The following is a 13,635-nucleotide window of genomic DNA, read 5'->3' as shown; positions in this document are numbered from 1 at the left end:
ATGACCCGTGAAAACCTGTTCAACTGGGCGCTGGCGCTGGCGCTGCTGGCGGTGCCGCTCTGGGCCAATGCCATGGACGAGCCCTTTATCATTACCCTCGCTACCAAGGTCGCGATCCTGGCGCTGGCCGGTGTCGGCCTCAATATCGCGCTGGGCATCGGCGGGCTGGTGAGCCTTGGCCATGCGGCGTTCTTTGGGATCGGCGGCTATGCCATGGGCATTCTGGCCGCCCATGCCCAGAACTATGAGCCGCTGATGCAGGTGCCGTTTCTGATCGAGGGCACCAATCAGATGCCGGTGATCTGGCTGGTGGCCACCGTGGCCAGCGCGCTGGTGGCGCTGGTGATCGGGACGCTGTCGCTGCGCACCTCGGGCGTCTATTTCATCATGATCACGCTGGCCTTTGGTCAGATGCTTTACTATTTCGCGATCTCCTGGTCCGCCTATGGCGGTGAGGACGGGTTGTCGATCTGGGTGCGCAACGAATTTCCCGGCCTCAACACGCTGGACCCGATCCAGTTCTTCATGATCGCCTATGTCATCCTCTGCCTGGTGCTGGTTTTCTCTGCCCGGCTGGGTCGCTCGCCCTTTGGCCTAGCGCTGGCGGCTGCCCGCCAGACCGAAGAGCGGGTGATGACCGTGGGGCTGACGCCCTTTCATCTGCGGCTGGTGGCCTTTGTCATCTCGGGCGCGATCACCGGTCTTGCCGGCGCGCTTTATGCCGATCTCAACCGCTTCGTCAGCCCAACCATGCTGAGCTGGCACACCAGCGGTGAAATCATGGTCTTTGTCATCATCGGCGGGGTGGGGCGGCTGTTCGGCCCTGTTGTGGGCGCTGCCGTTTATATCCTGCTGGAACATCTTCTGGGCGGGATCAGTGAATACTGGCAGATCTTCCTCGGGCTATTGCTGCTCCTCATGGTGCTGTTTGCCCGCGGCGGCCTGATCGGTGCCTTGACAGGACGGGAGGTGGTCCATGACTGATCCGCGCACAAACCCGGTGCTGAAGGTCGAAGGCATCAGCAAAAGCTTTGGCGCGCTCAAGGCCAGCGACAATGTCAGCATCGACCTGCGCCCCGGTGAAATCCACGCCCTGATCGGCCCCAATGGCGCGGGCAAATCCACCCTGATCAAGCAGATCTCGGGCAGCCTGCGTCCCGACACCGGCCGGATCGAGGTTCTGGGCCGCGATGTCACCGACCTTGATACCGTGGCGCGGGCGCGGCTGGGGCTGGGGCGGACGTTCCAGATCTCCTCGCTCGCGATGGAGTTCACCGTGCTGCAGAACGTGGTGCTGGGCGCCCTTGGCGCGCAGGGCCGGGTGTTTTCCTTCTTCCGCAATGTGATGAAGGACAAGACCTTGTTGGAGCCTGCCCGCCGCGCCTTGGAACGCGTCGGTCTGCAGGATGAGGCGCAGCGGCGCACTGCCGATCTGTCGCATGGCCAGCGCCGTCAGCTGGAGGTCGCGGTGGCACTCACGCTCAACTCCAAATTGTTCCTGATGGATGAACCCATGGCCGGTCTTGGTGCCAGTGGCTCCAAGACCCTCACCGGGTTTCTGGATGAGCTGCGTCACGAGGCGCCGATCCTGCTGGTGGAACACGATATGGACGCGGTCTTTGCCCTTGCTGACCGGATCAGCGTGCTGGTCTATGGCGCGGTGATCGCCACCGGCACCGCCGATGAAATCCGCGCAAATCCCGAGGTGCGACGCGCTTACCTCGGAGAGGAGGACGCCGCATGAGCCTGTTGTCCCTGAACAAAGTTGAGGCCTCCTACGGCCCATCGCAGGCGCTGTTTGGCGTTTCGCTGGATCTGGCCGAAGGCGAGGTCGTCGCCCTGATGGGCCGCAATGGTATGGGCAAGACCACCACCATCAAATCGATCTGCGGCATGGTGCATCCCTCTGCGGGCGAGGTTCGCTTTGACGGGCACGACCTGCGGCAGCTGCCCTCGCACAAGATCGCGCGGCTGGGGATTGGTCTGGTGCCCGAGGGGCGCCGCTGCTTCGGCCCGCTGACGGTGGAGGAAAATCTGACCGCCGCCGCCCGCCCGGGCCCCTGGGATTTTGAGCGCGTCGCCGGGCTGTTTCCACGGCTCAAGGAGCGGCGCGACCAGACCGCAAGTTCCCTGTCGGGCGGCGAGCAGCAGATGCTGGCCATTGGCCGCGCCCTGATGACCAACCCGCGCCTTTTGATCCTGGATGAGGCAACCGAGGGGCTGGCCCCCGTGGTGCGACAGGAAATCTGGGCGGCGATTGCGCAGCTGAAGCGTGAGGCGGGCTTGTCGATCCTGGTGGTGGACAAGACGCTGAAGGAACTCGCCCAGATCGCCGACCACGCGGTGATCCTGAACCGGGGTCAAAGCGTCTGGACCGGAAGGATGGAAGACCTGACCCCGGATCTGACGGATCAGTATCTGGGGGTCTGAGGCGTCACTGAGGGCAGAGCACGTCCGCGGGCGTAAGAGAAGCGCCCGCCCCTTTACCGTAGGCAAACCTTCGGTTTGACGGGGCGGACGGGCGCTGGTCGGCCTTGCCGGGCGGCGCATGCTCTATTGACTTGTGGCTGTTAGAAAACCGTGTTGCTGGTACTGAGCTTTGTAGTGCTTGGGATGCGCGAGCCAGCGTTATGTATCTCGATTATCCCACCTCATGCCGCCGCCGCACAGTCTCGGGCCGTCCCGGCAGCATAAGGCGCGCGTCCCCACGGGCGCTGCGGGCAATCACTTTGCCCTTGGCGACCACTGCTAGGCGGGCGGGGCGCAGGCGGACGGCTTCGGTGGGGGTGCTGGCATCCAGAACCACGAGGGAGGCGTCGTTGCCCACCCTCAGGCCATAGTCCTGCAGCCCCATGATCTGGGCGTTGACCTCGGTCACCATGGTGAAACAGCGGGCCATCTCATCGGGGTGGCTCATCTGCGCCACGTGCAGACCCATGAAGGCGACGTCCAGCATGTCTCCGGTGCCCAATGAATACCAGGGATCCAGCACGCAGTCCTGACCCCAGCCGACGGGGATGCCCATCGCCTGCATCTCTTTCACCCGCGTCAGGCCGCGGCGTTTGGGGAAGGTATCGTGCCGCCCCTGCAGCATGATGTTGATCAGCGGGTTGGGGATCGCTGAAATACCTGCCTCGGCGATCAGCGGCAGCAGTTTGCTGACGTAGTAATTGTCCATCGAATGCATCGAGGTCAGGTGACTGCCCGCAACGCGGCCCTCTAGGCCGAGCCGCTGGGTCTCATAGGCCAGCGCCTCGATATGGCGGGACATGGGATCGTCGGTCTCATCGCAGTGGATGTCGACCATCAGGCCACGTTCGGCGGCGATCTCGCAGAGGTCGCGCATCGACTCGGCGCCATCTGCCATGGTGCGTTCGAAGTGGGGAATGCCGCCCACGACCTCGACCCCCATATCCAGCGCGCGGATCACGTTCTCGCGGCCCGTCTTGGTGCGGTATAGGCCATCCTGCGGGAAGGCGACCAGTTGCAGGTCGATGTAATCTTTGACCTTCTCCTTCACCTCCAGCATGGCGGTGACGGTGTTGAGGTGATCGGGCGTTGTATCTACGTGAGAGCGGATCGCCAGCGTCCCCATCGAGGCCGCCCAGTCGCAATAGGTGAGGGCGCGCTCGACCATCTCATCCACGGTGGCGATGTCGCGCAGCTCCCCCCAAAGGGAGATCCCTTCCAGCAGCGTGCCAGAGGCGTTGAGCCGCGGTTTGCCGTAGGACAGCGTCGCATCCATATGGAAATGCGGATCGACGAAAGGCGGCGCCACCAGATCGCCGCTTGCGTCGATGACCTCACCCGCTTCGGCATCGAGACGGGCCTCGATGGCGGTGATCTTGCCGCCTGTAATGCCGATATCGGCGGTTGTTCCATCGGGCAGGGTGCCGCCCTTGACGATCAGGTCGAACATCATCTTTCCCCCTTGTTGAAGGGCACCATCAGCGCCGCCGGGATCTCGGCGCGGCGGGACATCACCACCAGCGCCAGAATGGACAGGATATAGGGCATCATCAGGAAGACCTGATAGGGCACCACAGCGCCGATGCCGGTTTGTTGCAGTCGGATCTGCAGGGCGTCAAAGGCGGCAAACAGCACCGCGCCCAGCACCGCCTTGCCCGGTTTCCAGGCGCCAAAGACGACCAGCGCGATACAAATCCAGCCGCGCCCGTTCACCATGTCAAAGAAGAAACTGTCAAAGGCCGACAGCGTCAGGAAGGCGCCGCCAATGGCCATGAAGCCCGAGCCGACCACCACCGCGCCCATGCGGATCGCGGTGACCGACAGGCCCTGCGCCGCCACGGCTTGCGGGTTTTCCCCGGCCGCCCGCACCGCAAGGCCCAAGGGCGTCCGGTAAAGGACCAGCGCCGTTAGTCCGGCCAGCACAAAGGCGGCATAGGTCAGCGGCGTTTGCGAGAACAGCGCAGGGCCTACGAGGGGCAGATCTGACAGAAGCGGGATCTCATAGGGTTGAAAGGCGGTGATTTTCGGCGGCGAAGACACCTCGGGCAGGATCACCCGGTAGGTATAGAAGGTCAACGAGGTCGCCAACAGCGTCAGCCCGACCCCGACCACGTGCTGCGACAGGCCAAAGGGTACGGAAAACACCGAATGCACCAGCCCCAGCATCATGCCGGTCAGCATGGCCACCGCGACCCCGCCCCACAGCGGCAGGCCGCCCCAGACCGCGATCCAGCCTGCAAATGCGCCCGCGACCATGATGCCCTCGATGCCGAGGTTCAGAACCCCGGCGCGTTCGCAGATCAGCTCTCCGATGGTGGCAAAGATCAGCGGCGATGCGATGCGGATGGCTGCAGCCCAGAAACTGGCCGACAGCAGGATGTCGATGAGATCCATGTCAGTCCCTCCGCAGGCGGAATTTGGTGAGAAGGATCGCCAGCACCATGAACAACAGGGCCGAGGCGAGCATGATATCGGCAAGGTAACTGGGCACGCCTGCGGCGCGGCTCATGCTGTCGGCGCCGACGAAGATGGCGGCCACGAACAGCGCCGCGACAACCACGCCCAGCGGGTGCAGCAGCGCCAGCATGGCGACCACGATGCCGGTGTAGCCAAAGCCGGGGCTGAGGTCGAGCGTCAGCGATCCCTTGAGGCCCGAGACCTCGGAAAAGCCCGCAAGACCGGCAAGGCCGCCAGACAGCAGCGCGGTTTTGAGGATCACCTTGGTGACCGGGATACCGGCGAAACCGGCGGCCTCGGCATTCTGGCCGACGGCGCGCATTTCATAGCCTAAGGTGGTGCGGGTGTTGATCACCCAGACAGCAAGGGCCGCGATCAGGGCCAGCGCAAAACCCCAGTGCAGGCGCAGCCCATCTACGATGCGGGGCAGGCGGGCCTCGGGCAATAGTCGCGCGGATTTGGGCCAGCCCATGCCCATGGGATCCTTCAGCGGCCCTTCAAGCAGGTAGCTGACAAACAACAGGAAGATGAAATTGAACAGGAGCGTCGTCACCACCTCATCGACCCCCAGCCGGGTTTTCAGAAGGGCAGGGCCTAGAAGGATCAGCGCCCCGGCCAGCATCGCGGCTATGGCGCAGAGCGCCAGCATCAGCGGCGCGGGCAGGGACATCGCACCTGTCCCCAGAACCACCGTGATCACCGCACCCGCATAAAGCTGCGCCTCGGCACCGATGTTCCAAAGCTTGGCCCGGAAGGCTACCGCGATGGCCAGCCCGGTAAAGATCAGCGGCGTTGCGCTGTTCAGTGTCTCCAGAATGGCGAATTTCGATCCAAACGCGCCTTTCAGGATCAGGCCAAAGACCGCGAAAGGATTGCCGCCCGCGATCATCGCCAAGAGCACCGCCACCACGAAGGTCGCACCGATGGCCAGCGCAGGGGGCAGCACACGCCGCCCAAGGCTGGGCGCAGCAATGGGTTCAAGCCGCATCGGTCATGTCCTTGTCAAAGCCTTCGCCCGCCATCCAGCGGCCCAGATCCTCGGGGCGCATGGTGCCACGGGCAAATTCCGGGCTGAGCCGCCCTTCGGAGATCACGTGGATCACATCCGACAGGCGCATGATTTCATCAAGGTCCTCGGAGATCAGCAACACGGCGGCGCCGCGGTCGCGGGCCTTGGCCAGTTCTCCGTGTACGTAGTTCACCGCGCCAATGTCCAATCCCCGCACCGGCTGGTTCGCAAGGATGATATCCGGCGCGCCCTCCAGTACCCGACCGAGGATCAGTTTCTGCATATTGCCGCCCGACAACAGGCGAATGCGGATATCCGGCCCCGGGCAGCGGATGTCGTAGCCCTTGATCAGGCTCTCGGCAAAGGCACGCGCCTTTTTCCAGTTCATCCAGCCGCGTGTGCTGAAACGGGTGGCATAGGTTTCAAGGATCGCGTTCTCGGTCAGGTCGAAATCGGCGATGGTGCCGGTCTTGTGCCGGTCCTCGGGAATGCGGGCGACGCCATTTGCGATGGCGCTGCGCGGCGACCAGCCTTTAGGGGCTTGTCCATGCAGCTCCATGCTACCGCTGGACGGGGCGATGAGGCCGGAAATCAGATCGGACAGCGCCGCCTGCCCATTGCCGGACACCCCGGCAAGCCCGGTGATCTGGCCCGCACGCAGGTCCAGCGCTACCCGTGCCAGTCCCGGCGCCGATCCGGCGCCTGGCGTGGTGACATCGCGCAACGACAGCAGCGGTGCGCCGGGCGTGGCGGGGGAAATGCTGGGCGCGCTGACCTCTGCGCCGACCATCAGCGCGGCGAGTTCCTCGCCATTGGTGTCTGCGGTGGCGCGCTCGGCCACAAGGCGGCCATGGCGCAGCACCAGGACGCGGTCGGAAATCGCCATGACTTCGTGCAATTTATGGGAAATGAAGATCACAGACAGCCCCGAGGCAATCGCCTCGCGCAGAGTGGCGAACAGCGCGTCGGCCTCTTGCGGGGTCAGAACCGCGGTGGGCTCGTCCAGGATCAGGATCTTTGCATCGCGGTAAAGCGCCTTCAGGATCTCGACCCGCTGGCGCTCGCCCACGGTCAGGCGACCGACCTTGGCGTCGGGATCGACCTTCAGGTGGAAGCGTTCCGACAGGTCGCGGATGCGCGCCTTGGCGGCGGCGGGCCTCAGGCTGGCAGCGCTAAGGGCATCAACACCCAGCACGATGTTTTCCCAGACCGTCAGGTTCCCCGCGAGGGTGAAATGCTGGTGCACCATGCCGACACCCGCATCCAGCGCCGCGCGCGGATTGCCCGCGGGCAGGGGCTGGCCGAACAGCTCCACCGATCCTTCATCGGCGGTGTACTGGCCGAACAGGATGTTCATCAGCGTGGTCTTGCCCGCGCCGTTTTCCCCCAAAAGCGCGATCACCTCACCCCGGTGCAGGGAAAAGCTGACGTCTTCGTTGGCGGTGACGGGACCGAACCGTTTCGTAATGTTCTGAAGGCGCAGGACAACCTGCGCCTTGTCTGTTTCTGTCATAGCCGAAAGGCCCGTATCAGGAGGATTTGGGTTCTTCGTCGTTGATCGCAACGGTGAAGGAACCGTCCTTGATCGCGGCGGTGCGGGAGGCAACCAGATCCAGCGCCTCTTGCGGGATCTTGCCTTCGAAGGTGCCATAGGGCGCCAGCGAACAGCCGCCTTCCTTCATGAAGGAATACATGCCGTAGTCAGCGGCGGTAAAGCTGCCGCCCTTGACCGCTGCGATGGCCGCATCCAGCGTCGGTTCGAAATGCCAGATCGCCGAGGCAACCACGGTTTCGGGGTAATCCGACTGGGTGTCGATGACGTTGCCGATGGCCAGAAGGCCCTTTTCCTTGGCCGCGTCCGACACGCCAAAGCGTTCGGCATAAAGGATGTCGGCGCCGTTCTCGACCATGGCGAATGCGGTTTCCTTGGCCTTCGGCGGATCGAACCAGGAACCGATGAAGGAGACCTGGAACTTCATCTCGGGGTTCATTTCCCGCGCACCGGCCATGAAGGCGTGCATCAGGCGGTTCACTTCCGGAATCGGGAAGCCGCCGACCATGCCGATATTGCCGGATTTCGACATTGCGCCCGCGATAATGCCGGAAAGATAGGAGGCATCCTGAATATAGTTGTCAAAAACAGACAGGTTCGGGATTGCCGGGTCTTCTTTGAAGGAGGAGCCCATCAGGAAGGCCACATCGGGGTATTCGGCGGCAACTTCGCGCGCTTCGGCTTCGACACCGAAGATTTCACCGATGATCAGCTGGTAGCCCTGTTCGGCATATTCGCGCATCACGCGGGAATAGTCCGAGTTCGAGGTGTTCTCGGAATAGGTATAGCTGATGTCGCCGCGGTCCTGCGCGGTCAGGGCGGCCACATGGATACGGCTGACCCATTGCTGTTCGACCGGCACGGTATAGATGCCCGCGACCTTCAGCGGCTCAGAGGCCATCAGGCGGCCCGGCGCGGCAAAGGCGCCTGCAGTCAGGGCCGCAGCCGCGCTGGTGGCCAGGAACTGGCGGCGCGATACGGCGCCCTTGAATTCATTTGTCATGGAACAATCCCCCTGTTGAATAAGCCCCTGAAACACGGGACAATTGTCCAATCGGTAGAAACACCGCGCCGATCAGGCAAGCGGTCATATGTTGGACATGTATCCTTCTGAGCCTTCGCCTAATTTGTGGGCAAAGGCAAGAATTTTCGCCACTCAAAACGTCAGATGGAGGATGCGGATGGGGGGCGCCCCGCCCGTGGTTCGGGCGGGGTCTGGGGGCCTGGCTCTACCGGTCAGGCACTCTCTTCTTCAAAGACGCCCGCGTATGCGATGCGAAGGTCGCGCTTCAGGATCTTGCCGCTGGCGTTCTTGGGCAGCGCCTCGACCAGGGCGATATGCTTGGGGCTTTTGAAATGGGCCAGGTTTTCACGGCAATAGTCCATAAGCGCCTCTATGCTGGTGTCTTCGCCGGGTTTGGCCACCACCACGGCGGTTACCGCCTCGATCCATTTGGGGTGCGGAATACCAAAGACCGCGACCTCGGCCACGGCGGGGTGGTGAAAGATGCATTCCTCCACCTCACGGCTGGCGACGTTTTCTCCGCCGGTCTTGATCATGTCCTTCTTGCGGTCGACCACATAAAGGTATCCTTCCTCGTCAAAACGGCCCAGATCGCCGGAATGGAACCAGCCGCCCTGAAAGGCTTCGGCGGTCTTGGCGGGATCCTTGTAGTAACCAAGGATCAGATGCGGGCTGCGGTGCACGATTTCGCCGACTTCGCCAACGGGCAGGTCGTTGCCATCGTCATCGACCACGCGGGTTTCGACGTTCAGCGCGGGCCGACCGGCCGAGCCGAGCTTGCTCAGCTGTTCATGCGGCAGCAGGATGGTGGCGACAGGGGCCATTTCCGTCTGGCCGTAGAAATTGAACAGGCGCAGGTTCGGCAGGCGGCTGGTCAGCTCCTCGATGATTGCCGTGGGCATGATCGAGGCACCGTAATAGCCCTTGCGCAGGGAACTGAGGTCGGTCTTGTCGAAATCCGGGTGGCGCAGCAGCGCGATCCAGACGGTGGGGGGGCAGAACAGTTTGGTGACGCCCTCGGCGGCGATGGCTTCCAGCATCTTGCCCGGATCGGCGGCCTCCATCAGGATGCTGGTGGCACCCAGATACATGTCGGGTGTCAGGAAACAGTCCAACTGCGCGCAGTGGAACAGCGGCAGGCAGTGCAGCTCGATGTCGTCGGCAGCCATCTCTCCATCGCTGATGCAGCTGCCGTATTGCGCATAAAGCGCGTCCGAGGAAAGCAGCGCGCCCTTGGGCCGGGATTCCGTGCCGCTGGTATACATCATCTGGATCGGATCACCGCCTGCGATCTCCACATACGGCGCGCTGTCGTCGGTATGCTCCAGCACGGTCTCGGCGGCTTCCCAGCCTGCGGGAACCGCGTCGGCGGCATGGGCAATCGACAGGCGGAACAGCATCGGCTGTTCCAGCTGGGCGAGCGCCGCATCGGCAGTGGCACAGAGCGCGTCCTCGGCGATGATGGCCCGGGCGCCGGAGTGATCCAGGATATAGGCCACGTCTTCGGCGTTCAGCATGAAGTTGACGGGCGTCGTCACCGCCCCCAGCCGTGCCAGAGCCAGTCGGAACACCACGAAGGCGCGGTTGTTGTGGGACAGGAGCGCCACCCTGTCGCCCTTGGTGATGCCGCGCGCGGCCAGACCGTTGGCAGCGCGGTTCACCGCTGCATCGAGTTCGGCAAAGCTGTCGCGCTGCCCGCGGAACACCAGCGCGGTCTTCTGCGGCGTGCGGGCGGCGCTGCGGCGCAAGAGATCGCCCAGCTGCTGGCTGCGGGCACGGGCGATGGTGGCGGTAAGCTCCGCTTCGGTCTGTGTTGTCATTCTGTCCTCCCTGGTTCTGGCGAGATCCTGCCCGATGTCGCCGGGGCGTCAAGCCTTTGGACGGGCAGAACCCTCCGTCACGTTGCGTGCCTTTTGCAGGGCAAGGGGGGCGTTGTGGCTGCAACGGTAGGGGGCCCATCTGCCGGGGCTTTGTATTCGGGGTTGAGCCATGTCAAAGTTCAGGGCGCGCCGCGCCCCTATCGATGGGGGCCAAGAGGTGAACATGCCCGACGTCGTCTTCAGAACCAAGGACCTGACCAAGGTCTATGATACCGGCCAGCAAAAGGTGCATGCGCTGGCGGGGGTCGATCTTGAACTATACGCTGGTGAGCTGGTGGTGCTGCTGGGGCCGTCGGGCAGTGGCAAATCCACGCTGCTGAACATTCTTGGCGGGCTGGATCACGCCACCGACGGCCGCGTCTGGTTCCGCGATCAGGAGCTGACGGGCATGGGCGACCGGGGGCTGACCCGGTTCCGGCGCGATCACGTCGGTTTTGTCTTTCAGTTCTACAATCTGGTGCCCAGTCTGACCGCCTGGGAAAACGTGCAGCTGGTGACGGACGTGGCGCGCGACCCGATGTCGCCAGAAGAGGCGCTGAAAGAGGTCGGTTTGGGCAGCCGCATGGATCACTTCCCGGCGGAAATGTCCGGCGGCGAGCAGCAGCGCGTCGCCATTGCCCGCGCCATCGCCAAACGCCCCGAGATCCTGTTGTGCGATGAACCCACAGGGGCGCTCGACAGCAAGACCGGGGTGCAGGTGCTGGAGGCGCTGCGCCGCATCAACGAGAGCACCGGAACCACCACCGTGGTGATCACCCACAATGCCGCGATCCGGCAGATGGCGCATCGGGTGATCTGGTTCCAGGATGGCAAGATCCGTCTGGTGGAGGAAAACGCCACCCGGCTCGCCCCTGCCGAGATCGAGTGGTAGGGCGATGCAGGCGCTGGATCTCAAACTCTTGCGCAGTTTCCGCCGTCTTTGGGCGCAGGCGCTGGCCATTGCACTGGTGCTGGCCTGCGGGGTTTCAATCCTGCTGATGGCCTTTGGCATGGAGCGGGCTCTGGATGACACCCGCGCCGCCTATTACGAGCGAAACCGCTTTGCCGATGTCTTTGCCCGCGCAACGCGGGTGCCGGATCACGAGATGGGGCGGGTGCAGGCCATCGACGGTGTGCGCGCTGCCGAGGCGCGGGTCGAACACTACGCCATCCTCGATCTGCCGGAGAAGGTCGAGACGGTGACGGGGCTGGTGCTGTCGCTGCCCGGCAACGGCGGGCCGTTGCTCAACGTGCCACTCCTGCGGAGTGGGCGCCTGCCGGATGCGGATGCCTCGGACGAGGTGGCGATCAATGATCCCTTTGCCCGCGCCAACGGGCTGCGTCCCGGCGACCGGTTCAGCGCCAACCTGAACGGCCAGCGGCGCGACCTGCGGGTGACTGGCACGGTGCTGTCGCCGGAATTCATCTATACTCTGGGGCCCGGTGCGCTGCTGCCGGACAATGAAACCTTTGGCATTATCTGGCTGCCGGAACGGGTGGCCGAAGCGGCGTTTGATATGAAGGGCGCCTTCAACAGCCTGTCGGTCAAGCTCAACCCCGCCGCCCGGCAGGATGAGGTGATTGACCGGATCGACGATATTCTGGCGCCCTATGGCGGGCTTGGCGCGCATGGCCGCGATCTGCAGCTGTCGGATCAGTTCATCGACGCCGAGCTGAGCGAACTGCGCAATACCGCGCTGATCCTGCCGCCGATCTTCTTTGGGATCACCGCCTTTCTGGTCAATATGGTGGTGGGGCGGATCGTGCTGCTGGAGCGCAGTGAGATCGGTCTTCTGAAGGCGCTGGGCTATTCCAACTATGAGGTCTGCCTGCATTATCTGCTGCTGGCTGGTCTGATCGCCTGCCTTGGGGTGCTCATTGGCTGGGCTGCGGGCACCTGGCTGTCGCGGTCGCTGGCGCAGATCTATGCGCAGTTCTTCGAATTTCCCTATCTGATCTTTCACACGCGGCTTGATGCCTATGCGCTGTCCGGGGTGCTGGCGCTGCTGACCGCGGGTCTTGGCGCGGCGCAAAGCGCGCTGCATGTGGCCCGTATGGCGCCCGCGGTGGCGATGTCGCCGCCCGCGCCGCCCCGGTTCAAACGCAATCTTCTGGACCGGATGCTGACCCGGCTGCGTCCCTCGCAGGCGGTGATGATGATCCTGCGCAGTCTGGTGCGCTGGCCGGTGCGCTCGGGGCTCAGCATTCTGGGGCTGTCGCTGGCGGTGTCGGTGCTGGTGGCCTCGGGCTTTTTCCAGGACGCGCTGGACGAGATCATGGAGACCTCTTTCTATCAAGCGAACCGGCAGGATGCGGCGCTGATCTTTACGCCCGAGATCCCGGAAACGGCCCTGCCTGAGGTGGCAAACCTGCCCGGCGTGCTGCAGGCCGAGGGGCAGTTCTATCAGGCGGCGGTGCTGCGCCATGGTCATCTCAGTAAGGATATCTCGATCGAGGCCCGCCGCCCCGGCGCCGACCTGGCCCGCATTCTGGATGGCGACGGCCGGGTGGTGGAGCCGCCTGCAGGTGGCATCCTGCTGTCCGAACGTTTGGCCGGGCAGCTGGAGGCGCGCGCGGGCGATGTGATCGAGGTCGAGTTCAAGGGCGGGCGCAACGAAACGCACATGGTGCGGGTCTCGGGCACTGTGACACAGTACTTCGGCATCGGTGCCTATATGGACCTCGACACGTTGAGCGCACTGCTGCGGCAGGCGCCGCGCATCACCGTGGCGCATCTGCGGCTGGATCAGAACGCGGTGCCAGAGCTGCACGCCCTGCTGAAGGAAACGCCCTCGCTCAGCGGGCTCAGCATGATGAGCGAGATCCGCCAATCGTTCCGCGAAACCATCCGTGAGAATGTTATCGTGATGACCACGGTCTATGGCGTGATCGCAGTGCTGATCACGGTCGGGGTGGCCTATAACGGCGCCCGCATCCAGATGTCCGAACGCGCCCGCGAATTGGCCAGCCTGCGCATCCTGGGCTTCACCCGGGCCGAGGTTTCTTTCATTCTGGTGGGGGAGACCATGCTGCTGGCGCTGCTGGCCCAGCCGGCCGGATGGCTTCTGGGCGCGGGGATTGCGGCGCTGCTGGCACATGGATCGTCCAGTGACCTCTATTCGATTCCACTGGTACTGAAACCGGCGGGCTTTGCCACGGCCAGCCTTGTGGTGCTGGGGGCGGCGCTGGTGTCGGTGCTGTTGGTGCGGCGGCGTCTGGACCGGCTGGATCTGGTCCAGGTCATGAAAACGCGGGAGTAGAAAGA

The 13,635-nt window shown here is 63.8% G+C and carries 11 protein-coding genes; 5 read left to right on the top strand and 6 right to left on the bottom strand.

Annotation, left to right across the window (positions count from 1 at the left end):
• Genes SM766_RS05955 through SM766_RS05945 form a run of 3 tightly spaced genes read left to right on the top strand, consistent with a single transcriptional unit; the run spans position 1 to position 2,430 of the window.
• Entirely contained in the window at positions 1-984 is a 984-nt protein-coding gene (locus tag SM766_RS05955; RefSeq protein ID WP_368947355.1) for a branched-chain amino acid ABC transporter permease, read from the top strand.
• Positions 977-1,744, top strand: coding sequence for an ABC transporter ATP-binding protein (locus tag SM766_RS05950; protein WP_368947219.1), 768 nt, complete (start codon positions 977-979; stop codon positions 1,742-1,744). Before SM766_RS05955 ends, SM766_RS05950 begins: the two co-directional genes overlap by 8 nt.
• Positions 1,741-2,430, top strand: coding sequence for an ABC transporter ATP-binding protein (locus SM766_RS05945; RefSeq protein WP_274866996.1), 690 nt, complete (start codon positions 1,741-1,743; stop codon positions 2,428-2,430). The genes SM766_RS05950 and SM766_RS05945 overlap by 4 nt, the downstream gene beginning before the upstream one ends.
• A gap of 211 nt (positions 2,431-2,641) precedes the next feature.
• Here the strand turns inward: SM766_RS05945 and SM766_RS05940 are convergent, their stop codons facing one another.
• The 6 genes from SM766_RS05940 to SM766_RS05915 form a co-directional block, all read right to left on the bottom strand.
• Positions 2,642-3,919: an amidohydrolase family protein gene (locus tag SM766_RS05940; protein WP_368947354.1), complete on the bottom strand. Its 1,278-nt coding sequence runs from the start codon at positions 3,917-3,919 to the stop codon at positions 2,642-2,644.
• Complete coding sequence (locus SM766_RS05935; RefSeq protein WP_065272625.1) at positions 3,919-4,863, bottom strand: ABC transporter permease; 945 nt, start codon at positions 4,861-4,863, stop codon at positions 3,919-3,921. The genes SM766_RS05940 and SM766_RS05935 overlap by 1 nt, the downstream gene beginning before the upstream one ends.
• Position 4,864: 1 nt before the next feature.
• Positions 4,865-5,914, bottom strand: a complete 1,050-nt coding sequence (locus tag SM766_RS05930) for an ABC transporter permease (protein ID WP_368947218.1) — start codon at positions 5,912-5,914, stop codon at positions 4,865-4,867.
• Positions 5,904-7,448, bottom strand: coding sequence for an ABC transporter ATP-binding protein (locus tag SM766_RS05925; protein ID WP_368947217.1), 1,545 nt, complete (start codon positions 7,446-7,448; stop codon positions 5,904-5,906). Before SM766_RS05925 ends, SM766_RS05930 begins: the two co-directional genes overlap by 11 nt.
• Before the next feature lie 16 nt (positions 7,449-7,464).
• A complete protein-coding gene (locus tag SM766_RS05920) occupies positions 7,465-8,490 on the bottom strand; it encodes a BMP family protein (protein WP_274831350.1) in 1,026 nt (341 codons plus the stop codon).
• A 233-nt stretch (positions 8,491-8,723) separates the two neighbouring features.
• Positions 8,724-10,331 carry an acyl-CoA synthetase gene (locus SM766_RS05915; protein WP_368947216.1) on the bottom strand — a complete coding sequence of 536 codons (1,608 nt, stop codon included), beginning with the start codon at positions 10,329-10,331 and terminating at the stop codon, positions 8,724-8,726.
• Between the two features lie 223 nt (positions 10,332-10,554).
• Here SM766_RS05915 and SM766_RS05910 point away from each other — a divergent pair, with 223 nt between their 5' ends.
• The gene (locus SM766_RS05910; RefSeq protein ID WP_368947215.1) at positions 10,555-11,262 is read left to right on the top strand and encodes an ABC transporter ATP-binding protein; all 708 of its coding nucleotides are present in this window, start codon (positions 10,555-10,557) and stop codon (positions 11,260-11,262) included.
• Positions 11,263-11,266: 4 nt separating this feature from the next.
• Positions 11,267-13,630, top strand: a complete 2,364-nt coding sequence (locus SM766_RS05905) for an ABC transporter permease (protein ID WP_368947214.1) — start codon at positions 11,267-11,269, stop codon at positions 13,628-13,630.
• Positions 13,631-13,635: the final 5 nt, after the last annotated feature.

This window comes from Pseudophaeobacter sp. A-200-2 (assembly GCF_041008815.1).
Lineage (GTDB): Bacteria > Pseudomonadota > Alphaproteobacteria > Rhodobacterales > Rhodobacteraceae > Phycobacter > Phycobacter gallaeciensis_A.
This window is presented reverse-complemented; position numbering and strand designations above follow the sequence as displayed.